Origin of the sequence: Streptomyces fulvoviolaceus (assembly GCF_000718165.1) — a bacterium.
GTDB classification, from domain to species: domain Bacteria; phylum Actinomycetota; class Actinomycetes; order Streptomycetales; family Streptomycetaceae; genus Streptomyces; species Streptomyces fulvoviolaceus.
Genome location: NZ_JOEY01000013.1, coordinates 109,520 through 132,559, shown reverse-complemented (window position 1 = coordinate 132,559; position 23,040 = coordinate 109,520). Strand labels below are relative to the sequence as shown.

At 71.1% G+C, this 23,040-nt stretch carries 17 protein-coding genes; 4 read left to right on the top strand and 13 right to left on the bottom strand.

Annotation, left to right across the window (positions count from 1 at the left end; translation table 11 throughout):
* Positions 1-58: 58 nt before the first annotated feature.
* From IG08_RS0115950 to hrcA, 10 genes are all read right to left on the bottom strand, one after another.
* On the bottom strand, positions 59-1,051 hold the full coding sequence (locus IG08_RS0115950) for an adenosine deaminase (RefSeq protein ID WP_030601747.1): 993 nt from the start codon (positions 1,049-1,051) through the stop codon (positions 59-61).
* A 20-nt stretch (positions 1,052-1,071) separates the two neighbouring features.
* The gene (locus IG08_RS0115945; protein ID WP_030601744.1) at positions 1,072-1,977 is read right to left on the bottom strand and encodes a ribonuclease Z; all 906 of its coding nucleotides are present in this window, start codon (positions 1,975-1,977) and stop codon (positions 1,072-1,074) included.
* 6 nt (positions 1,978-1,983) lie between these two features.
* Positions 1,984-2,337, bottom strand: coding sequence for a histidine triad nucleotide-binding protein (locus IG08_RS0115940; protein WP_030601741.1), 354 nt, complete (start codon positions 2,335-2,337; stop codon positions 1,984-1,986).
* A gap of 111 nt (positions 2,338-2,448) precedes the next feature.
* Positions 2,449-5,655 (bottom strand): S41 family peptidase, encoded by a 3,207-nt coding sequence (locus tag IG08_RS0115935; protein ID WP_030601738.1) that lies wholly within the window; start codon positions 5,653-5,655, stop codon positions 2,449-2,451.
* Between the two features lie 62 nt (positions 5,656-5,717).
* The gene (locus IG08_RS0115930; RefSeq protein WP_078655608.1) at positions 5,718-6,248 is read right to left on the bottom strand and encodes a hypothetical protein; all 531 of its coding nucleotides are present in this window, start codon (positions 6,246-6,248) and stop codon (positions 5,718-5,720) included.
* Positions 6,249-6,336: 88 nt separating this feature from the next.
* The gene (locus IG08_RS0115925; protein WP_030601734.1) at positions 6,337-6,729 is read right to left on the bottom strand and encodes a VOC family protein; all 393 of its coding nucleotides are present in this window, start codon (positions 6,727-6,729) and stop codon (positions 6,337-6,339) included.
* A gap of 29 nt (positions 6,730-6,758) precedes the next feature.
* Entirely contained in the window at positions 6,759-7,508 is a 750-nt protein-coding gene (locus IG08_RS0115920; RefSeq protein ID WP_030601732.1) for a 16S rRNA (uracil(1498)-N(3))-methyltransferase, read from the bottom strand.
* Positions 7,505-8,581 carry a nitronate monooxygenase gene (locus IG08_RS0115915; protein ID WP_030601729.1) on the bottom strand — a complete coding sequence of 359 codons (1,077 nt, stop codon included), beginning with the start codon at positions 8,579-8,581 and terminating at the stop codon, positions 7,505-7,507. Before IG08_RS0115915 ends, IG08_RS0115920 begins: the two co-directional genes overlap by 4 nt.
* Positions 8,582-8,800: 219 nt before the next feature.
* The gene (gene dnaJ, locus IG08_RS0115910; protein ID WP_030601727.1) at positions 8,801-9,940 is read right to left on the bottom strand and encodes a molecular chaperone DnaJ; all 1,140 of its coding nucleotides are present in this window, start codon (positions 9,938-9,940) and stop codon (positions 8,801-8,803) included.
* Positions 9,941-10,957, bottom strand: a complete 1,017-nt coding sequence (gene hrcA, locus IG08_RS0115905) for a heat-inducible transcriptional repressor HrcA (RefSeq protein ID WP_030601725.1) — start codon at positions 10,955-10,957, stop codon at positions 9,941-9,943.
* Between the two features lie 171 nt (positions 10,958-11,128).
* Here hrcA and IG08_RS0115900 point away from each other — a divergent pair, with 171 nt between their 5' ends.
* On the top strand, positions 11,129-11,860 hold the full coding sequence (locus tag IG08_RS0115900; protein WP_030601722.1) for an MBL fold metallo-hydrolase: 732 nt from the start codon (positions 11,129-11,131) through the stop codon (positions 11,858-11,860).
* Between the two features lie 31 nt (positions 11,861-11,891).
* On the top strand, positions 11,892-12,707 hold the full coding sequence (locus IG08_RS0115895) for a DUF3097 domain-containing protein (protein WP_030601720.1): 816 nt from the start codon (positions 11,892-11,894) through the stop codon (positions 12,705-12,707).
* Positions 12,708-12,922: 215 nt separating this feature from the next.
* Here IG08_RS0115895 and hemW read toward each other — a convergent pair whose 3' ends face one another.
* Positions 12,923-14,155, bottom strand: coding sequence for a radical SAM family heme chaperone HemW (gene hemW, locus IG08_RS0115890; protein ID WP_030601719.1), 1,233 nt, complete (start codon positions 14,153-14,155; stop codon positions 12,923-12,925).
* 74 nt (positions 14,156-14,229) lie between these two features.
* Positions 14,230-16,185, bottom strand: coding sequence for an ATP-binding SpoIIE family protein phosphatase (locus tag IG08_RS0115885; protein WP_030601718.1), 1,956 nt, complete (start codon positions 16,183-16,185; stop codon positions 14,230-14,232).
* 102 nt (positions 16,186-16,287) lie between these two features.
* Between IG08_RS0115885 and IG08_RS0115880 the strand changes: the two genes are divergently transcribed.
* Together IG08_RS0115880 and IG08_RS0115875 are read left to right on the top strand one after the other, a co-directional pair.
* Positions 16,288-20,418, top strand: a complete 4,131-nt coding sequence (locus IG08_RS0115880) for a HAMP domain-containing protein (RefSeq protein WP_030601716.1) — start codon at positions 16,288-16,290, stop codon at positions 20,416-20,418.
* Between the two features lie 14 nt (positions 20,419-20,432).
* Positions 20,433-21,008 (top strand): response regulator, encoded by a 576-nt coding sequence (locus IG08_RS0115875; protein WP_030601715.1) that lies wholly within the window; start codon positions 20,433-20,435, stop codon positions 21,006-21,008.
* 87 nt (positions 21,009-21,095) lie between these two features.
* On the opposite strand, the gene IG08_RS0115870 is transcribed toward IG08_RS0115875, so the two are convergent.
* Positions 21,096-22,970, bottom strand: a complete 1,875-nt coding sequence (locus IG08_RS0115870) for an AMP-dependent synthetase/ligase (protein ID WP_030601713.1) — start codon at positions 22,968-22,970, stop codon at positions 21,096-21,098.
* Between the last annotated feature and the right edge of the window lie 70 nt (positions 22,971-23,040).

The following is a 23,040-nucleotide window of genomic DNA, read 5'->3' as shown; positions in this document are numbered from 1 at the left end:
TGCGGCTCCGCCGCGTGGGCGCGACCAGCCCCCACCGGCCCGCAGCATCATTTCTCACCTACGAGAACTCGTACGCCTCCACCTCGGCGAGATACCGCGCCCGCCGCTCCTCGTCGTGCTCCAGGAAGGACGCGACGAAGGAATTCCGGGCCAGCTCCCGCAGCCGACCCTCGCTCAGGCCCAGCGCCAAGCGCACCGCGTCGAAGTTGTCGCCCGCGTACCCGCCGAAGTAGGCCGGGTCGTCGGAGTTGACCGTGCACAGCAGCCCGGCGTCGAGCATGGCCGGCAGCGGGTGGTCGCCGAGGACGTCGACCGTGCGGAGCCGGACGTTGGAGAGCGGGCACAGGGTCAGCGGGACGCGGTCGCGGACGAGCCGCTCGACCAGCTCGGGGGACTCCATGCACCGCAGCCCGTGGTCGATCCGCTCGACGCCGAGGATGTCCAGCGCCTCGGTGATGTACTCCGGCGGCCCCTCCTCACCGGCGTGCGCCACGCGCCGCAGACCGAGCGCGGCGGCGGCCTCGTACACCTCGCGGAACTTCACCGGCGGGTGCCCGACCTCGGCCGAGTCGAGGCCGATGCCGACGATCCGGTCGAGGTACGGCTTCGCGGCCTCCAGCGTCTCCAGGGCCGACTCGGCGGACTCGTCCCGCAGGAAGCAGAGAATCAGCTGGGTGGAGACGCCGTGGTTCGCGTCGCTGCTGCCGAGCGCCCGCCACAGCCCTTCCACCACCGTGCCCATGTCGACGCCCCGGGCGATATGGGCCTGCGGGTCGAAGAAGATCTCCGCGTGCCGCACGCCCTGCGCGGCGGCGCGGGCGAGATAGGCGTTGGCGAGGTCCTCGAAGTCCCGCTCGGTGCGGAGCACGGCCATGAGCTCGTAGTACAGGTTCAGGAAGGACTGGAGGTCCTCGAACTGGTACGCCTTGCGGAGCGCGTCGGTGTCGGCGTACGGCAGCTCGACGCCGTTGCGGGCGGCGAGCTCGAAGGCGAGCTCCGGCTCCAGGGTGCCTTCGATGTGGAGGTGCAGTTCAGCTTTGGGGAGGGGCATCGCAGCATCGTACGGGTGTTTTATCGCCGTTTCGGAACCGGCACCCGCAGGAGGTCATGGGCGACGGTCAGCTCCCCCTCGTACCCCGCCGCCCGCGCCTGCCGCTCGAACTCGTCCGGCTCGGAGTAGCGCTGGCTGAAGTGGGTGAGCACGAGGTGCCGTACGCCGGCGTCCCGCGCGGCACGGGCAGCCTGACCAGCCGTCAAATGGCCGTGGTCGACCGCGAGTTGCTCGTCCTCATCGAGGAACGTCGACTCGATGACGAGCATGTCGCAGCCCTCCGCCAGGGCGTTCACGCCGTCGCACAGCCGGGTGTCCATGACGAACGCGAACCGCTGCCCGCGGCGCACCTCGCTGACGTCGTCGAGGGAGACGTCGCCGAGAGAGCCCTCGCGTTGGATACGGCCGACATCCGGGCCCTTGATGCCGTGCGCGGCGAGGCGGTCGGGCAGCATACGGCGGCCGTCGGGTTCGGTGAGGCGGTAGCCGTAGGACTCGACGGGGTGGGAGAGCCGCCGGGCTTCCAGCGTGTACGACGGGGTCACCGCGAGGTCGCCGTCGGAAGCGACCGGCGCCTCGACGAGCTGGACCGTCTCCCGGTACGCCGTCGCGTACCGCAGCCGGTCGAAGAAGCGCTGCCCCGACTTCGGGTAGTGGGCGGTGATCTCGTGCGGGACCCGGTCGAGGTTGATGCGCTGAATGACTCCGGCGAGGCCGAGCGAGTGGTCGCCGTGGAAGTGCGTGACGCAGATCCGGTTGAGGTCGTGCGCGGCGACTCCGGCGCGCAGCATCTGGCGCTGCGTGCCCTCGCCGGGGTCGAAGAGGATGCCCTCGCCGTCCCAGCGCAGCAGGTAGCCGTTGTGGTTGCGGTGCCGGGTCGGGACCTGGCTGGCGGTGCCGAGGACCACCAATTCACGTACGGACACGGCGAGTTACCCGGGGGGCCACTGGAGGCCGCGGCCGCCGAGCACATGGGCGTGGGCGTGCCAGACGGTCTGGCCTGCGCCGGCGCCTGTGTTGAAGACGATGCGGTAGCTTTCGAGCTTGTCCTCGTCCGCGACCGCCTGTGCCTCGCGGAGGACGTCCGCGGTGATCACGGGTTCGGCGGCGGCCAGCGAGGCGGCGTCCCGGTAGTGCACCTTGGGGATCACCAGGACGTGGGTGGGCGCCTGGGGATTGATGTCCCGGAACGCGATGGTCGTCTCTGTCTCCCGCACGATCGTTGCCGGGATCTGGCCCGCGACGATCTTGCAGAACAGGCAGTCGTCCTGCGGTTCCCCTGGCATGTGGTTCCCTCCGGGTTGGGTGTGGGGGCATCGTATCGTCGCGGGCTGCAGGTGCCTTGTGGCTGGTCACGCCCACGCGGCGGAGCCGCAGATCGATACAGCCCCGCGCCCCTACGAGGTGGGCAGAGTCGGCGGTGTTTTCGCCGGGCTGGTCTCCAGCGCCTCCAGCGCTATCCGCACCGCCTCGTCCAGCTGTACGTCCTTCCCCGCCGCGTAATCCTGCGGCCGCTGCACCACCTCCACGTCCGGGTCCACCCCGTGGTTCTCCACGCCCCACTCGTAACCCTCGAGCCAGAACGCGTACTTGGGCTGCGTAATCAGCGTGCCGTCGACCAACCGGTACCGACTGTCGATCCCGATCACCCCACCCCACGTCCGCGTACCCACCACCGGGCCGATCCCCAACGCCTTGATCGCCGCGTTGACGATGTCCCCGTCCGAACCCGAGAACTCGTTCGCGACGGCGACCACGGGCCCCCGCGGAGCGTCCCGCGGATAGCTGTACGCCCGCATCCCGCGCGGCAGCGCCCAGCCGACGATCCGCCGCGCCAGCTTCTCGACGACCAGCTGGGAGGTGTGGCCGCCCCGGTTCTCGCGGACGTCGACGACGAGGCCCTCCCGGGCCACCTCGACGCGCAGGTCACGGTGGATCTGGGCCCAGCCGGGGGCCTGCATGTCGGGGACGTGGAGGTAGCCGAGGCGCCCGCCGGACTTCTCGTGGACGTAGGCCCGCCGGTCGGCGACCCAGGCGTGGTAGCGCAGCGGCTCCTCGTCGGAGATGGGGACGACGACGGCGTGGCGCAGGTCGCCGCCGCCGGACGGGGAGATGGTCAGCTCGATGGCCTTGCCCGCCGTACCGACGAGGAGCGGTCCGGGGCCGGTGACCGGGTCGACCGGGTGCCCGCCCACCGCGACGATCGCGTCGCCGGCGCGCACCGCGACGCCCGGTGCGGCGAGCGGGGAGCGGGCGTCGGGGTCGGAGGTCTCGGTCGGCAGGATGCGGTCGATGCGCCAACTGTCGTTCGTATGGCGGGAGATGTCGGCGCCGAGCAGGCCCTGCCGGGGCCCGCTGCCGTGTCCGCCGCGCGGCATGACGTAAGCGTGCGAGGTGCCGAGCTCGCCCTGGACCTCCCAGAGGAGGTCGACGAGGTCGTCGTGGGTGGCGACGCGGTCGACCACCGGCCGGTAGCGGTCGAGTACGCCGGACCAGTCGACGCCGTTCATGTCGGGCCGCCAGAAGTGGTCCCGCATGATGCGGCCGGTCTCCTCGTACATCTGGCGCCACTCGGCCGACGGGTCGACGGTCTGCCGGACCCGGGTGAGGTCGATGGTGACGTTGGTGTCGCTGTCGTCGTCGTTGGAGGCGCGCCGGTCGCTCGGTACGACCTTCAGCCGGCCGTCGGTCCACAGCAGGACGCGCTTGCCGTCGCCGCTGACACGGAAGTGGTCGGCGTCGGCGGCGAGGTGCTCGAGGCGCTGCTGGGCGAGGTCGTAGCGCTCCAGCTCGGTCTTGGGGTCGGGGTCGTCCGGGGTGGCCCGGGAAGAGCCGAGGACGCCCTGCACCGGGTGCCTGAGCCACAGGACGCCGTCCTTCGCGGCCCGCAGGTTCGAGTAGCGGGCGGCCTCGACCGGGAACGGCACGATCCGGTCGGCGAGGCCTTCGAGGTCGATCCGGGTGGCCGGGGTGCCCTCGCTGTCGGGCGTCTCGTCCTTGTCGGGGGCCTCGAAGGGGCGGCCGTGCCGCTGCGGGCCGAAGGGGGACGGGGTGGTCGCGGCCAGGGTGATCAGGTGCGGGCGGTCGCCGACCACGAAGGCGAGGTCGAAGACGTGCTCGTCGTAGACCGGGTCGAAGGAACGGTTGGAGAGGAAGGCCAGGTGCTTGCCGTCGAGGGTGAAGGCCGGGGCGTAGTCCTGGAAGCGGAGCGGGGTCGCCTCGGTGACCGAGAGGTCGGTGGTGTTGGCGAGCCGGAGCTGGGCCAGCGGGCCCGGGCCGGGGTGCGACCAGGCGAGCCAGGCCGAGTCGGGCGAGAAGGTCAGCCCGGAGACGTCCCCGTCCTCGCTGCGGTCGACCTCGCGCACCTCGCCGGTCTCCCGCTCGACGAGCAGGACGCGGCCGTCGTGCGCGGCGACCGCGGCCCGGCTGCCGTCGGGGGCCATGGCGAGGCCCAGGACGCGGCCGAGCTGTCCGGCGGCGAGGCGGCGGGGGGTGGCGCCCGGTGCGAGGCCGGTGGCGGGCGCGAACTCCAGGGCGTCGTCGCCCTCCGCGTCCGTCACCCACACCACCCACTCCTCGCCCTCGGCGCGGAAGGTGCGCGGCAGCCGGGCCCGTACACCGGGCTCGACGGCGAGCGCGCGGGCCGGTCCCGAACGGTGGGTGACCCAGTGGATCGCACCGCGCACGGCGACCGCGCTGCCGCGCGCGGTGTGGTCGGGGGCGGCGGACCCGAACCAGCGGGTGGCGTTCACGGCGAACGGCTGGCGGTCGGTGCGCTGGCCGCCGAGCCGGATGTCGAGGCGGCGCGGTTCGGCGCCGTCGAGGTCGTCGAGGACCCAGAGTTCACCGGCGGAGGTGTAGACGACACGGGTGCCGTCTCCGGAGGCGTGCCGGGCGTAGTAGCCGTCGAGGGGGGTGTGCCGGCGGAGGTCGGAGCCGTCGCTGAGGGAGGAGTAGAGGGCGCCGACGCCCTCGTGGTCGGACAGGAAGGCGATGCGCTCTCCCGTCCACACCGGGTACTCGATGTTCCCGTCCAGGTCCGCGTGCAGCCGTACGAACTCCCCGTCGCCTTCTCGGTCGATCCACAACTTGCCCGCCGTACCGCCCCGGTAGCGCTTCCACCAGGCGGCCTCGCGTCCCATGGGAGCGGAGAGCAGGACGGTCCCCGGGTCTCCGTAGGCGACATGGCCGACGGGCCCGTGCGGCAGGACGGTCGACGGTCCGCCGTCGAGCGGGACGGAGTGCGCCCAGCTGCGGCGGAGGCTCGCCTGGCCGTGGGTGCTGATCGCGAGGACCTGTCCGTCCGGGGTCCAGCCGCGTACCTGGGTACGCGAACTGCCCCAGTGCGTCAGCCTCTTGGCCGGGCCTCCGTCCACCGGGGCGATGTGCACCTCGGGGGCGCCGTCGCGGGTGGAGGTCCAGGCGACGGTCGTGCCGTCGGGCGAGATGCGGGGCAGGGTGACCGGGACGTTGTCGGCGCTCACCCGCCAGGCGCGCCCGCCGTCGAGCGGGACGAGCCACACGTCGTCCTCGGCGGTGAAGGCGACCAACTCGCCCTGCAGATGCGGAAACCGGAGATATGCAGACGTCGCAGGCTGTGTCACCCGATCACCCTATGCACGGGCGGCGCCCACGCACAGAGGTTTGGATCACTTGCCCCGGCAGGTCACTTGCCGTCGGGCCAGCACTGGGGGTCGCCCTGGCACCAGATGGTCTTCGTGACGGTCACGGTGACGGTGTCCCCGTTCGGCTCGGGGTTGTTGACGGGCGGCGTGGTGGCGTCGCAGTTCCCCAGCCCCTCCACGTGGAACCACTGCTTGCCGCCGATCGTGGCGGTCAGGTCCCCGCGCACGCAGGCGCCGCTGACGGTCCGGGTGATCTTGCCCTTGACCTTGATGTCCTGCCCGTCGTCCGTCTCCCCGTTGCAGTCGACGGTGGCGACGGTGTTCGCACTGGACGTCGGCGTGGACCCGCCGTCGTCGTAGGAGGCCGTACAGGTCAGCCACCGCACGTCGGCGTTCTGCCGCTCCAGTTCCTTGGTGGCGACCTGATCGGTCGTGTAGGCCACGGTCGCGGAACTGACCGCACCGTTCGGATCACAGGCGGCCACCCCGCCCACGGCCACGACGGCGAACACCGCCACGGCCGCCACTCGCGGCCCTCGCGGCCGACGCCAGATCCGCCTCAACGCCCCCATGGAGGGCAGCCTGCCACTGACCCGCCGCGTGTGGAAGGGCGCATACGGCCACCCGCGCGCCGTCGGTGCCGCCCGCGCGCTCTCGGTGTCAGCCCCGCAACAGGAGCCACTCCTGGAGTTCCACCAGGTTCCCCTCCGGGTCCTTGAGATGGGCGACGCGCATGCGGTCGGTCATGGGGGTGGGGTCGTGCAGGAAGGTGGCGCCACGGGCGGCGACCTGCTCGCAATAGGTGTCCAGGTCGTCCACGCGCAGGACCACCAGGGAGCGGTGGCCGGTGGCCGCGTCACCGAGTTCGCCCAGCATCTCGGCCATCATCGCGCGGTCCTGGAGGGCGATGCCCGCCGAGCCGGTGGTGGGGCTGAACTTCTCGTACGGGCCCTCCGTCGCCCCCGACTGGGGCTTCAGGCCCAGGACTTCGGCGTAGAAGCGGTAACACGTGGCGAAGTCGGTGACGAGGAGCCTTACTTGGGCGAGTTCCACCGTGTTCTCCCTGTCGGTCGGGCTGTCTGTCAGGCCCAGCGTCCCGTGCGGCCGAGGAGCAGGGCGGTGGCCGCGGTGCCGGCGGTCGACGTACGCAAAACCGTAGGCCCCAGCACGAAGGCCTTCGCACCCGCCTCCTCGAAGAGCGCCAACTCGTCCTTGGAAACGCCCCCTTCGGGGCCGACGACCAGCACGATCTCACCCTCGGCGGGGAGTTCGGCGGTGGCGAGGGCTTCGCTGCCGTGCTCGAAGTCGGAGTGCAGTACGGCGGCGAAGTCGGCTTTGGCGAGAAGTGCCGCAACCTGCTTGGTGGTTGCCGCGTCCGCGACCTCCGGAAAGCGGACCCGGCGGGACTGCTTGCCCGCCTCGCGTGCGGTCGCCCGCCACTTGCCGAGCGCCTTCAGACCCCGGTCGCCCTTCCACTGGGTGATGCACCGGGCGGCCTGCCACGGCACGATCGCGTCGACGCCGACCTCGGTCATGGTTTCCACGGCCAACTCGCCCCGGTCGCCCTTGGGGAGGGCCTGGACGACGGTGATACGGGGCGAGGGCTCCGCCTCCTCGGACACCGAGGTCAGGTGGACGATCAGGCGGTCCTTGCCCTCGGCGGCGACCACGTCGCACACCGCGTAGCGCCCGGCGCCGTCGGTGAGGACGACCTCCTCCCCGGGCTGGAGCCGCTTCACGGAGACCGCGTGCCGCCCCTCGGGACCGTCGAGGACATACTGTCCCCCGCCGCCCGCGTCGAGGTGCTCGACGACGAACACCGGGGCCGTCATCGCGACCCACCCCTGACCGACAACGCTGTCGCGGCCTCGGTGAGTTCGGCCGCCAGCACCTCCACCAGCTGACCGGCGGGCAGCTCGCGTGCCATCCGGTGCCCCTGTCCCGCCCACAGCGCCATGCCCTGCGCGTCGCCCGCCTTCGCGGCCGCCTTGCGCAGGGGCGAGGTGAGGTGGTGGATCTCCGGGTAGGCGGCGGGCGCGTACGGACCGTGCTCGCGCATGAAGCGGTTGACCAGTCCGCGGGCCGGGCGGCCGGAGAAGGCGCGCGTCAACTCCGTACGGACGAACAGGGGGTTGGTCAGCGCCTGCTTGTGCACGGTGCTCGCGCCGGACTCGGGGGTGGCGAGGAACGCGGTGCCGAGCTGGGCCGCGCTCGCGCCCGCGCCGAGGACCGCGGCGATCTGGCCGCCGCGCATGATGCCGCCGGCGGCGACGATCGGGATGCTCACCGTCTCGCGCACCTGGGCGATGAGCGAGAGGAGTCCGATGCCGGCACGGTCGTGTTCCGGGACGTCCCGGTGCGTGCCCTGGTGGCCGCCCGCCTCCACGCCCTGCGCGATCACCGCGTCGGCGCCCGCCCGCTGTACGGCGAGGGCCTCCTCGGCGGAGGTCGCGGTGACGAGTGTGAAGGTCCCGGCGCGACGGAGGGAGTCGAGGACGTTCCGGGTCGGGACGCCGAAGTGGAAGGAGACCACCGGCACCGGGTTGTCGAGCAGGACGGCGAGCTTGGCCTCGTAGCCGTCGTCGCGGCCGCTCTCCGGGTCGCCGAGCTCGGTCTCGTACCAGGCGGCCTCGCCGGCGAGCTGGTGGGCGTAGACGTCCACGGTCGCGGGGTCGGCGTACTCGGGCTGCGGCATGAAGAGGTTCACACCGAAGGGGCGGCTCGTCAGGCTCCGCAGCTGCTTGATCTCCTGGTACAGGCCGTCGGCCGTTTTGTACCCGGCGGCGAGGAACCCCAGCCCGCCGGCCTCGGACACGGCGGCGGCGAGCATCGGGACGGAGACGCCGCCCGCCATGGGGGCCTGCACGATCGGATACGGGAAGAGATCGGTCAGCGCGGAGGACATGACGGCATGTTGTCACGTCCCTCGAACAAGTCCGAATCCGGCCTTCCGCCTGGCATAGGCCACCGGCATCCATGGACTTCGACCAGCGAATCCAGCCCGTCCGGCGTTTGAGGACGAGGCCGTTCAGGCCGAAAGGGGGGTCTGGGGGCGCAGCCCCAGGGACGGGAAGGGGCGGCGGGGGCGAGAACAAAACCCCGCAGCCACCCCCACCCACCCCACTCAGCGACCGTTGAACGCATCCTTCAACCGCGAGAACAACCCCTGCTGCCCCGGCTGGAACTGCCCCGTCGGCCGCTCCTCGCCCCGCAGTTTGGCCAGCTCCCGCAGCAACCGCTCCTGCTCGGGGTCGAGCTTCGACGGGGTCTGGACCTCGACGTGCACGATGAGGTCGCCTCGGCCCCCGCCCCGCAGATGCGTGACACCACGACCGTGCAGCGGAATCGACTGCCCGGACTGGGTACCGGGCCGGATGTCGACCTCCTCCATGCCGTCCAGCGTCTCCAGCGGCACCTTCGTGCCGAGGGACGCCGCCGTCATCGGGAGCGTGACCGTGCAGTGCAGGTCGTCGCCGCGCCGCTGGAAGGTCGAGTGCGGCAGCTCGTGGATCTCGACGTAGAGGTCACCGGCGGGACCGCCACCGGGCCCGACCTCACCCTCACCGGCGAGCTGGATCCGCGTGCCGTTGTCGACACCGGCGGGGATCTTGACGGTCAGCGTCCGCCGCGACCGCACCCGCCCGTCACCGGCACACTCCGGGCACGGCGTGGGAACGACCGTCCCGAACCCCTGGCACTGCGGGCACGGACGCGAGGTCATGACCTGCCCCAGGAAGGACCGCGTCACCTGCGACACCTCACCGCGCCCGCGGCACATGTCGCAGGTCTGCGCGGAGGTCCCCGGCGCAGCGCCCTCACCACTGCACGTGGTGCAGACGATCGCCGTGTCGACCTGGATGTCCTTCGTGGTGCCGAAGGCCGCCTCGTCGAGCTCGACCTCCAGCCGGATCATCGCGTCCTGGCCACGCCGCGTGCGCGAACGCGGACCCCGCTGTGACGCCGTCCCGAAGAACGCGTCCATGATGTCCGAGAAGTTCCCGAAGCCGCCCGCGCCGAAGCCGCCCGCGCCACCGGCGCCGCCCGCCTGCGAGAGGGGGTCGCCACCGAGGTCGTAGACCTGCTTCTTCTGCGGGTCCGACAGCACCTCGTAAGCGGCGTTGATCTCCTTGAACCGCTCCTGGGTCTTCGGATCCGGGTTGACGTCCGGGTGCAGCTCGCGTGCGAGCCGCCGGAAGGCCTTCTTGATCTCTTCCTGCGACGCGTCGCGGCGCACGCCGAGAACGGCGTAGTAGTCCGTGGCCACTTACGACTCCGCCAGGATCTGTCCGACGTACCTCGCCACTGCGCGTACCGCTCCCATCGTTCCCGGGTAATCCATGCGGGTCGGTCCGACCACGCCGAGCTTGGCGACTGCCTCGCCGCCCGAACCGTAGCCGACCGACACGACGGACGTGGAGTTGAGTCCCTCGTAGGCGTTCTCGTGCCCGATGCGCACCGTCATGCCCGAATCCCCCGCCTCACCAAGCAACTTGAGGAGCACGACCTGCTCCTCCAGCGCCTCGAGGACGGGTCGGATCGTGAGGGGAAAGTCATGTCCGAAGCGGGTGAGATTGGCGGTGCCGCCGATCATCAGCCGCTCCTCGTTCTCCTCGACGAGCGTCTCCAGGAGGGTGGAGAGCACCGTCGTGACGGTACCCCGGTCCTCGATGTCGAAGCCCTCGGGCAGGTCTTCCACGAGCTGAGGGACGTCCGCGAAACGGCGGCCCGCGACCCGGCTGTTGAGCCGGGCCCGCAGATCGGCGAGCGAGGCCTCCCCGAAGGGCGCCGGGCAGTCGACCATGCGCTGCTCGACCCGGCCCGTGTCCGTGATCAGCACGAGCATCACGCGCGCGGGGGCGAGCGAGAGCAGTTCCACGTGCCGCACGGTGGAGCGGGTGAGCGACGGGTACTGGACGACGGCCACCTGCCGGGTGAGCTGGGCGAGCAGTCGTACGGTCCGCGCCACCACATCATCAAGATCTACGGCGCCGTCGAGGAAGTTCTGAATCGCGCGCCGCTCGGGCGCGGTCATCGGCTTGACGCCCGCCAGCTTGTCGACGAACAGCCGGTAGCCCTTGTCGGTGGGGATGCGCCCGGCACTGGTGTGCGGCTGGGCGATGAACCCCTCGTCCTCCAGGGCGGCCATGTCGTTACGGACGGTCGCCGGGGAGACGCCGAGGCTGTGCCGCTCGGTCAGCGCCTTGGAGCCGACGGGCTCCTCGGTGCCGACGTAGTCCTGGACGATGGCGCGCAGCACCTGAAGCCTGCGTTCACTCAGCATCCGCGCACACCTCCAGAAGTCGTCCCCCAGTCTCCTGGGTGCTTCACCTGGCACTCTTCACATCCGAGTGCCAGCGTTCCCCGGCCCAGTGTACGGCCGTGGGGTACGCCCCGGGCAAGGCCGGTCCTGCGACGTCGTGCTGTACGAGGGTGTCACCGTTAGCGTCGCCGTATGACGGTGACTTGGGAAGAGCTGGGGTGGGAGAGGGTGGCGGCCGGGGTCGGGCGGTGCCGGCTGCCGGTGTGGGACTGCACGGCGGGGCTGGTGGTCGGGGAAAACACGGCACTCTTGATCGACGCCGGGTCGGGTCTCGAGGAGGGCGCGCGGTTGCGGACGCAGGCGCAGGCGCTCGCCGGTCACCGTGTGACCCATCTCGCGCTTACCCATCCCCACTTCGACCATGTCTTCGGGGCGCCTGCGTTCGCGGACACGGAGGTGTACGGCGCGGTGGGCGTGGACGCGCTGTTCGACCAGCACCAGGCGCGCGAGGAGCTGCGCGCGGACGCGGTGCGCAACGGCCTGCACGCGCGCGTGGCCGACGAGGCGGTCGACGCGCTGGTACGGCCCCGCCATCACGTCTCCGGCGAGTGGACGCTCGACCTCGGCGGCGGTCGGCAGGTCCTGCTGGCGAACATCGGCCCCGGCCACACCGGCCACGACCTCGTGGTCCTGGTCCCGGGCGACCCGGAGGTCGTCTTCTGCGGCGACCTGGTCGAGGAGTCCGGCGATCCCCAGGCCGGCCCCGACGCCGTACCGTCGCACTGGCCGGCCGCCCTCGACCGGCTGCTCGACCTGGGCGGCGAGGACGCGCTGTACGTGCCCGGTCACGGAGCGGTGGTGGACGCGGCGTTCGTCCGGGCGCAGCGGGACGCGTTGGCGGCTCGTTTCGGCGTGTCGCACTGAGCGCCGGGGTGCTTCTCCTATCGTCGTTCGAATGCGCCAGTACTCTCCGGACCTGACCCCGCCGTGGAAGAAGCCCAAGCCCGTCCCCGAGGTCCCGGCGGAGCCCGGCCTGGTGGTCGAGGAGGCGGGGACCGGTTTCTGCGGCGCGGTGATCCGCTGCGAGGCGGGCACGGTCACCCTGGAGGACCGCTTCGGCAAGCACCGCGTGTTCCCGCTGGAGCCGCGGGGCTTCCTGCTGGAGGGCCGGGTGGTGACCCTCGTACGGCCCACCGGCCAGGCTCCGGTACGTCCCACCCGTACGGCATCCGGTTCGGTCGCCGTCCCCGGCGCACGCGCGCGTGTGGCCCGCGCCGGGCGCATCTATGTCGAGGGCCGGCACGACGCCGAGCTCGTCGAGAAGGTGTGGGGCGACGACCTGCGCATCGAGGGCGTGGTCGTGGAGTACCTGGAGGGTGTGGACGACCTGCCGGCGATCGTGGCCGAGTTCGCCCCCGGTCCGGACGCGCGCCTGGGCGTCCTGGTGGACCACCTGGTGCCGGGCAGCAAGGAATTCCGGATCGCCGAGGCGGTGACCAGCGAACACGCGCTCGTCGTCGGTCACCCGTACATCGACATCTGGGAGGCGGTGAAGCCGTCGGCCCTGGGCATCGAGGCGTGGCCCCGCGTCCCGCACGGCCAGGACTGGAAGACCGGCGTGTGCCGGGCGCTCGGCTGGCCCTCCGAGAACACCGGGGCGGTGTGGCAGGCGATCCTGAAGAGGGTGGGGTCCTACAAGGACCTGGAGCCGGAGCTGCTGGGGCGCGTGGAGGAACTGATCGACTTCGTCACGGCGCCGGGTGAGCACTGACGGGCTGGTTTTTCGCCCCCGCCGCCCCTACCCGTCCCATCCTTCTGGGGCTCCGCCCCAGACCCCGCTCCTCAAACGCCGGAGAGGCTGAGTTGTTTCAGCCCGTCCGGCGTTTGAGGACGAGGCCGTCCAGGCCGACAGCGGGGGTCTGGGGGCGCAGCCCCCAGGGACGGGACGGGAAGGGGCGGCGGGGGCGCAAAACCAGCGCCGGCCCCTCAGTCCACCAGGTCCCGCACCACCGCGTCCGCCAGCAACCGCCCCCGCAGGGTCAACACCGCGCGCCCCTCCTCGTACGGCCCGCCGTCCAGCAGCCCGTCCCCCAGCGCCCGGCGCGAAGCCACAAGCCCCTCCTCCCGCAGCAGCGACAACGGCACCCCCTCCCGCAACCGCAGCTCCAGCAGGATCCGCTCCACCCGCCGGTCCTCCGCGGACAGCAGCTCCCGCCCCGCCCCCGGCGACCGCCCCGCCGCCAGCGCGGCCGCGTACGCCCCCGGATGCTTCACGTTCCACCAGCGCACGCCGCCCACGTGGCTGTGCGCGCCCGGTCCCGCGCCCCACCAGTCGGCGCCGCGCCAGTACAGCTCGTTGTGGAGGCAGCGGCCCGCTTCCGAGGTGGCCCAGTTGGACACCTCGTACCAGTCGAAGCCCGCCTCCGACATCGCCGACTCCGCGATCAGGTACCGGTCCGCGTGCACGTCGTCGTCCGTCATCGGGACCTCGCCCCGGCGGATCCGGCGGGCCAGCTGGGTGCCCTCCTCGACGATCAGGGCGTACGCGGAGATGTGGTCGGGCCCGGCGCCGAGGGCGGCCTCCAGGGACGCCCGCCAGTCGTCGTCGGACTCGCCCGGTGTGCCGTAGATCAGGTCGAGGTTGACGTGCTCGAACCCGGCCGCACGGGCCTCCGCGACGCACGCCTCGGGCCGCCCCGGCGTGTGCGTCCGGTCCAGCACGCGCAGCACGTGCTGCTTCGCGCTCTGCATGCCGAAGGAGATCCGGTTGAAGCCGCCCTGGCGGAGGGTGGCCAGGTACGCCGGATTCACCGATTCCGGGTTCGCCTCCGTCGTCACCTCGGCGTCCTCGGCCAGCCCGAACTCGTCGCGGATCGCCCCCAGCATCCGTACGAGATCGCCCGCGGCCAGCAGGGTGGGCGTGCCGCCGCCGACGAAGACCGTGCGGACCGGGCGCGGGTCGTCGCCCAGGACCTTGCGGGCCAGCCGGATCTCGTCGATCAGGGTGTCGGCGTAGTTGTCGCGGGAGGCGAGGACGCCGCCGGTGCCGCGCAGCTCGGTCGCCGTGTAGGTGTTGAAGTCGCAGTAGCCGCAGCGGGTCGCGCAGTACGGAACGTGCAGGTAGAAGCCGAGCGGGCGGTCGGCGGCCCCGGCGAGCGCGGACGCGGGCAGTGCGCCGTCGTCGGGGACGGGCTCGCCGTCGGGGAGTGCGGAAGGCATGTCCTCCATTGTCCCGCACGCGGGACGATCACTCGGCCCGCACCGGCACGATCACCTGGCCGGCACCACGGCGGTCACTCCGCCTGCAGGACCAACAGCGCCAGGTCGTCCTCCGGCGGCCCCTCCCCGAACTCGTGCACCAGCCGTTTGATCCGCTCCGCGATCAGCTCGACGTCGAGCCCCGCGCACCCCTCCAGCGCGTCGGCGAGCCCGTCCTCGTCGTCGAACTGGCGCGAGCCGCAACGGCGCTCCGTCACGCCGTCCGTGACGCACAACAGGCTGTCGCCGGAGCGCAGTTCGAAGGTCTCGCTGGTGTACGTCGCGTCCTCGACGACCCCGAGGAGGGTCTGCGGATGCGCGGCCGTACGGACCTCGCCGCCCGCCCCGAGGAGCAGCGGCAGCGGATGGCCGGCGGAGGCGAGGGTGCAGCGCACGCCGCCGTCGAAGGGGGCGAGCTCGCCGTAGAGGAGGGAGAGAAAGCGGGTCTGCGGGCCGTCGCCGGGGGCGAGGGGCCGGCCGTTCGCGGCGGTCAGCGCGCGGGCGGCGGCGTCCGCGGCCTCCGTGGCGTCGTCGAGGAGCAGCTGGTTGAGGCGGTCGAGGACGTCGCCGACGCCGTAGCCCTCGCGGGCCAGCAGCCGCAGCCAGGGCCGGGCCAGGCCGATGACGACGGCGGCCTCGGGGCCCTTGCCCTGGACGTCGCCGAGGGCGAAGCACCAGCGGCCGTCGCCGGCCGGGAAGAGATCGTAGAAGTCGCCGCTGGGACCGCCCTTGTCGCGCGGTTCGTACACCAGGGCGCTGCTCACGCCGGGGATCTCGGCGACCGCGCCGGGCAGCAGGCCGCGCTGCAGGACGGCGCTGATGGTGGCCTGCCGGGCGTACTGGCGGGCCGCGCCGATGGCGAGCGCCACCCGGCGGCTGAGGTCCTCGACCAGCCCGGTGATCTCGTCGGGGAAGGTCAGCAGCCCGGCCCGGCCGATGACGAGGGTGCCCAGCGGGCGGCCGCCGGCGGTCAGCCGGTAGGCGAGCGCCGAGCCGTGTGCCGCGCGCGGGCCCAGCGCCTCGCCGGGCCAGTTGAACGGGACGGGCCCGGATCGTTCCGCGTCGGACAGGTGCGGCGGCTCCTTCTCCAGGGCCCGGCGCAGCTCCTCGATGCGGTTCTCGCTGCCGTGCCACACCCGGGCCAGCCGCGGTCCGGGGCCGAAGGTGGCGCCGTCGCCCCAGCCGCCGTGCCCCGCGACCTCGTCCTCCAGCCACACCGCGCACCAGTCGGCCAGCCGCGGCACGATCAGCTGTCCGGCGAGCGCGGCCACCAGGTTCTCGTCGAGCTGCCCGGCGAGCAGGTCGGAGGCCTCGGCGAGGAAGGACAGGGCGCCGCGGTTGAGCCACTCCCGGTCCTGCTCGGGGCGCTGTGGTTCGGGGGCCAGTATCGAGGCGACGCGCAGGCCGCGTTCGTGTGCGCGCTCCCCGGCGTACGCCTGCATCCCGTCGACGACCTCCTTCCCCTCGGCCGGCAGTCGCGCCCACACCGTCTTGGCGCCCGTGCGGTAGGTGATGCCCCAGGACTCGGCGAGGGCGGCGACGAGCCGGAGCCCGCGCCCGTACTCCGGTGTCCCGTACGGCGGTTCGGGGGCGCCGTCGCGCGGGGCGCGCGAGGGATGGTGGTCGAGGACCTCGACGACGAGCGCGCCGGTCTCCGCCTCCAGCCGGCAGGCCAGCTCGACCTCGGTGCCCGCGTGCACCACGGCGTTCGTGACGAGTTCGCTGACGACGACCACGGCGTCGTCGGCCAGCCGGTCGGTGAGGTACTCGGTGCCGGGCAGGCCGAGTTCGGCCCATTCGGTGAACGCGGCCCGTGCCAGCGCGCGGGCGGCGCTCGGCGCGAGGGGGGTGCCGGCGAGGGTGGCGTGCGCCCGGGCGTGCGGGGGTGCGCCGGCGGGCGGGCTGTTCTCGTGCACAGACGCCGTGTCCTCGTGCACAGGCGCATCAGAAGCACGGGAGATGGTCTCCCGTTGCGTCGGAATGGCCCCCATGTCAAGCTCCCCGCGCAGTTCGGACGAATAGGCCTCAGTCGATGCGGACAGAGTGACAGACTGGCCACGCCCATAAGCGCCGAGTTACCGAAGTGGGCCGCCATGAGTGAGAACAGTGCTACGCGTGTGCTCGAAGAGGGACACAAAGACGCCCATATTCGAGCATCGGATCTCCGTCCCCTGCTCGCCGCGATGACCGCCGCCCGCGACGGCGACTTCGCGAAGGTGCCCGAGACGGGGCACGGTCTGGTGGCCGAACTGACCGCGGTCTTCAACCAGGTCATAGACCGCAGTACGCACTTCAACTCGGAAGTGCAGCGCGTGAAGCGGGAGTTGGTGCGACACGGCCGGCTCGACGAACGCCTCTCGGCGAGCCCGGGCCAGGGCGGCTGGACCTCCCGGGTCAACGACGTGAACCAGCTGCTCGACGCCCTGGTGGCCCCGGCCGCGAACGCGACGCGCGTGCTCGACGCGGTGGCCGGCGGCGACCTGACCCAACGGGTCGACCTGCACGACGGCAGCCGGCAGTTGCGCGGTGATCTACGGCGCCTCGGCCGGGCCGTGAACAAGATGGTCGACCAGCTGTCCCTGTTCACCGGCGAGGTGACCCGGGTCGCGCGCGAGGTCGGTACCGAGGGACGGCTCGGCGGGCGGGCCAAGGTGACGGGCCTGTCGGGCAGTTGGCGGGATGTGACCGAGGCGGTCAACACCATGGCGTCCCGGCTGACCGCCCAGGTGCGTGACATCGCCCTGGTGACCACGGCGGTGGCCCGCGGTGACCTGACCCGCACGGTCACGGTCGAGGCGACCGGCGAGCTGCTCGAACTGAAGCTGACCGTGAACACGATGGTCGACCAGCTCTCCGCCTTCGCCGACGAGGTGACCCGGGTGGCCCGCGAGGTCGGCACCGAGGGCCAGCTGGGCGGCCGCGCTCAGGTGCGGGGCGTGTCGGGCGTCTGGAAGGACCTCACCGACAACGTCAACTTCATGGCGTCGAACCTCACTTCCCAGGTGCGCAACATCGCCCAGGTGACGACCGCCGTGGCCAACGGCGACCTTTCGCAGAAGATCACGGTCGACGCGCAGGGCGAGATCCTGGAGCTCAAGTCGACCATCAACACCATGGTCGACCAGCTCTCCGCCTTCGCCGACGAGGTCACCCGCGTCGCCCGCGAGGTCGGCACCGAAGGCAACCTCGGCGGCCGCGCTCAGGTGCGGGGCGTGTCAGGCGTCTGGAAGGACCTGACGGACAACGTCAACTTCATGGCGGACAACCTGACTTCGCAGGTGCGCAACATCGCCCTGGTGTCGACGGCCGTGGCCCAGGGCGACCTCGGCAAGAAGATCACGGTCGAGGCGAAGGGCGAGATCCTGGAGCTGAAGTCCACGATCAACACCATGGTCGACCAGCTCTCCGCCTTCGCCGACGAGGTCACCCGCGTCGCCCGCGAGGTCGGCACCGAAGGCAACCTCGGCGGTCAGGCGCAGGTGCGGGGCGTGTCGGGCGTCTGGAAGGACCTCACCGACAACGTCAACTTCATGGCCCTGAACCTCACTTCCCAGGTACGGAACATCGCCCAGGTGACGACCGCCGTCGCCAACGGCGACCTGTCGAAGAAGATCACGGTCGACGCCCGCGGCGAGATCCTGGAACTGAAGGACACCGTCAACACGATGGTGGAGCAGCTGCGCGCCTTCGCCGACGAGGTGACCCGCGTGGCCCGCGAGGTCGGCACCGACGGCCGACTGGGCGGACGGGCCCAGGTGCTGGGCGTCTCCGGCGTCTGGCGCGACCTGACCGACAACGTCAACTACATGGCCGACAACCTGACTTCGCAGGTACGGAACATCGCCCAGGTCACCACGGCCGTGGCCAACGGCGACCTCTCCAAGAAGATCGACGTGGACGCGCGCGGCGAGATCCTGGAGCTGAAGACCGCCATCAACACCATGGTCGACACCCTCTCCTCCTTCTCCTCCGAGGTCACGCGGGTGGCCCGCGAGGTCGGCTCCGAGGGCCAACTCGGCGGCCAGGCAAGGGTCGAGGGCGTCTACGGCACCTGGAAGCGCCTGACGACCAACGTGAACGAACTCGCGCTCAACCTGACCACCCAGGTCCGCGCGATCGCCGAGGTCGCCTCCGCGGTGGCCCAGGGCGACATGTCCCGCTCGATCACCGTCGAGACACAGGGCGAGGTCACCGAGCTGAAGGACAACATCAACCTGATGGTGGCCAACCTCCGCGAGACGACCCGCGCGAAGGACTGGCTGGAGTCCAACCTGGCCCGTCTGGCCGCGCTGATGCAGGGCCACCGGGACCTGATGGAGGTCGCCGACCTGATCCTGCGCGAGCTGACGCCGCTGGTGAACGCGCAGTACGGCGCGTTCTTCCTGGCCGATCCCGACGAGGACGGCACCTCTCTCCGCACAACCGTTCCTGCGAAGGGACTGGCGTTCATCGCCGGCTACGGCTCGGCCCAGGGTGCGACCGTCGACACCGGCGGCATGCCGGTCCACGGCCTGGTACGCCAGGCGGCCCGCGAGAAGCAGCGGATCCTGGTGGAGGAGGCCCCGCCGGACTACATCAAGATCAACAGTGGGCTGGGTGAAGCCGCCCCGGCCAGCGTCGTCATCATCCCGATCCTCTTCGAGGACAAGCTCCTCGGCGTGATCGAGCTGGCGTCCTTCTCCCGCTTCTCCGACGTCCACCTGGCCTTCTTCGACCAGTTCGTGAACACCATCGGCGTCGCGATCAACACGATCATCGCCAACTCCCGCACCGAGTCCCTGCTCGGCGAGTCCCAGCGGCTGGCGATGCAGCTCCAGGAACGATCGGACGAACTCCAGAGCCAGCAAGCGGAGTTGCAGCGCTCGAACGCCGAACTCGAGGAGAAGGCAGCCCTGTTGGCCACCTCCTCGCAGTACAAGTCGGAGTTCCTGGCGAACATGTCGCACGAACTGCGCACACCGCTGAACTCCCTGCTGATCCTGGCGCGCCTGCTCTCGGACAACCCGGACGGCCATCTCTCCGACCAGGAGGTGCAGTTCGCGACGACGATCCACAGGTCGGGGTCGGATCTGCTGCAGCTGATCAACGACATCCTCGACCTGTCGAAGATCGAGGCCGGCCGGATGGACGTACGCCCGAAGAAGCTGCCGCTCATCAAGCTGCTCGACTACGTCCACGCCACCTTCCGCCCGCTCACCCTCGACCGGGGGCTCGCCTTCGAGGTGACGGTCGGCGAGGACGTACCGCGCGAGATGTACTCGGACGAGCAGCGGCTGCAGCAGATCCTGCGCAACCTGCTCTCCAACGCGATCAAGTTCACCGCCACCGGCCGGGTCGAGCTGCGCGTGAACCGCGTCAAGAACCCCGAGCACCGCTACGTCCGCGACAGCGACGAGGTGATCGCCTTCGAGGTCTCCGACACCGGCATCGGCATCGCCGCCGAGAAACTCCCGGTGATCTTCGAGGCGTTCCAGCAGGCCGACGGCACGACCAACCGCAAGTACGGCGGCACGGGACTGGGACTGTCGATCAGCCGGGAGATCGCGGGCCTGCTGGGCGGCCGTATCGTCGCCGAGAGCGAGCCCGGACAGGGGTCCACCTTCACTCTCTACGTCCCCGTCGTCAGCCCCGGCCACTCGGCGACCGGCCCGACCGCCGAGGACCACCTGCTGCCGGCACCGGAGGACCTGTCGACCGAGCCCTTCCCGACGGCCCACGACGCCGAGGACTCGTGGCCGGCGCCCACCAAGCTGGAGGCGTGGAAGGCGGGCCGGGCGGGACAAGTGCTCGCCGGACGACGGGTGTTGATCGTCGACGACGACATCCGCAACGTCTTCGCCCTCACCCATGTCCTCGGCCGCGTCGGCATGCCCGTCCTGTACGCGGAGAACGGCCGCGAGGGCATCGAGACCCTGGAGCGCAACCCGGACGTCGAACTCGTCCTGATGGACATCATGATGCCGGAGATGGACGGCTACGAGACCATCGCCGCCATCCGCCGCACCCCGCGCTGGACCGGCCTGCCCATCGTCGCGCTGACCGCGAAGGCGATGCCCGGAGACCGCGAGAAGTCCATCGCGCGCGGCGCCAACGACTACGTACCCAAGCCTGTGGACGTCGACCAGCTGCTGACCGTCGTATGCGCACTCCTGGACCCCGAGGGCGCGGAGGACGAGGCGCGAGCCGCTGTCGAGGAAGCCGCGGTCCCGCCCACGGACGACTGAATGAGGCCAGTCACATGAGCGCTGAGGCAACGACCGAAGAGCGCGCCAGCATCCTCCTGGTCGACGACATGGAGGACAACCTGATCGCGTTGGAGGCCGTCCTGGGGTCCCTCAACGAGCCGCTCGTCCGCGCACGTTCGGGCGAGGAGGCGATGAAGGCGCTGCTCCGGCAGCACTTCGCCCTCGTGCTCCTGGACGTACGCATGCCGGGCATGGACGGTTTCGAGACCGCCGCCAACATCAAACGGCTCGACCAGACCAAGGACGTCCCGATCATCTTCCTGACCGGCGCGGAGGACGACTCCGGCTACGCCTTCCGCGGCTACGCGACCGGCGCCGCCGACTACTTGACCAAGCCCTTCGACCCCTGGGTCCTACGAGCCAAGGTCACCGTCTTCCTCGACCTCCACCGCAAGAACCAGCAACTGGAGCGAGTGCTGGCGCAAGAGCAGGCCGACTACCACCAGGTGAACGCCCAACTGGCGGAACTGGAGAAGCAGTTGGGGGGAGACACCCCTCCGGACCCACAAACGCTGCGAGCACAGGTCAGGGAGCTACGGCAGCTCTTGGCAAGAGGCCGCGTGAACTGACCTTCTTCAGGGGCGCGGGGAACTGCGCGACAAGCCACAACGGACCGTCAGCCGCGAACGGATCCCCGCCACCCCTCCTCTTGGGCGCTAGGCCTCGCGAGAGCCCGCGTACATCTCCTCGATGAGGTGCTTGTACTCCCGCTCCACGACGGGTCGCTTCAGCTTCAGGCTCGGCGTGATCTCCCCGTGCTCCACATCGAGATCCCGCGGCAGCAGCCGGAACTTCTTGATGGTCTGCCACCGCTGCAGCCCCTCGTTGAGCTCCTTCACATACCCCTCGACCATCGAGACCGTCACCGGCGCCGCGACAACCTCCGCGTACGACTTCCCGCCCAGGCCGTTCTCCTTGGCCCAGTCCAGAATCGACGGCTCGTCCAGCGCGATGAGCGCCGTGCAGAAGTTCCGGTCGGCGCCGTGCACGAGGATGTTGGAGACGTACGGGCACACCGCCTTGAACTGCCCCTCGACCTCGGCGGGCGCGATGTACTTGCCGCCGGACGTCTTGATGAGGTCCTTCTTGCGGTCGGTGATCCGCAGGTAGCCGTCGGGCGACAGCTCACCGATGTCACCGGTGTGGAACCAGCCGTCCGCCTCCAGGACCTCGGCGGTCTTCTCGGGCAGCCCGTGGTAGCCCTCCATGATGCCGGGGCCGCGCAGCAGGATCTCGCCGTCGTCCGCGATGCGCACCTCCGTGCCGGGCAGCGGCTTGCCGACCGTGCCGGTGCGGTAGGCCTCGCCCGGGTTCACGAAGGAGGCCGCGGAGGACTCCGTGAGGCCGTAGCCCTCGAGGATGTGGACGCCGGCGCCGGCGAAGAAGTAACCGATCTCGGGCGAGAGCGCGGCCGAGCCGGAGACGCAGGCGCGCAGGTTGCCGCCGAAGGCCTCGCGGATCTTGGCGAAGACGAGCGCGTCGGCCACCTTGTGCTTGGCGGAGATCGCGAAGGGCGCGGCCGCGGTGCCGGTGCGCCGGAAGTTGTCCTGGGTGGCCTTGGCGTACTCGCGCCCGACCGCCGCGGCCCACTGGAAGATCTTGTACTTGGCGGGGCCGCCGGCACGGGCCTTGGCGGCGACGCTGTTGTAGACCTTCTCGAAGATGCGCGGCACGGCCGCCATGTAGGTGGGCTGGACGACCGGAAGGTTCTCGATGATCTTGTCGACACGGCCGTCGACCGCGGTGACGTGACCGACCTCGATCTGGCCGGAGGTGAGCACCTTGCCGAAGACGTGCGCGAGGGGCAGCCACAGGTACTGCACGTCCTCGGCGCTGATCAGCCCGGTCGCGGCGATCGCCTTCGCCATGTACGCCCAGTTGTCGTGCGGCAGGCGCACGCCCTTGGGGCGGCCGGTGGTGCCGGAGGTGTAGATGAGGGTGGCGAGCTGGTCCTTGGTGATCGCGCCGACCTTCTCCTTGATCAGGTCGGGGTCCTTCTCCAGGCGGGCGGCGCCACGGGCCTCCAGCTCGGTGAGGGTGAGGATCCAGTCGCTCGTCTCGACGCCGGCCGGGTCGAGGACGACGACGTGGGTGAGCTCGGGCAGCTCGGCCTTCTTCTCCACCGCCTTGGCGACCTGGGCCGCGTCCTCGGCGATCAGCACCCGGCTCTCGGAGTCGGAGAGGATGAACGCGGACTCGTCGGCGTTGGTCTGCGGATAGACCGTGGTCGTGGCGGCCCCGGCGCACAGGATGCCGAGGTCGGCGAGGATCCACTCGACGCGGGTCGAGGAGGCGAGCGCGACGCGCTGCTCGGGCTGTACGCCCAGTTCGATCAGGCCGGCCGCGATGGCGTAGACGCGCTCGGCGGCCTCCGCCCAGCTCAGCGACTTCCAGTCGTCCGGGCCCTCCCCGGAGGCAGGCGGTACCGGGTAGCGGTATGCCTCCGCGTCCGGTGTGGCCGCAACGCGCTCCAGGAAGAGGGTCGCCACGGACGGCGGACGGTTCTCGATCAGTGTCTGTGTGTCGCTCACGACATCCTCCGGGGCCCGCTACAGCGCGGCTGGCTCAGGTTGCGGCTGTTGTTTAACTCGCGAGTAACTA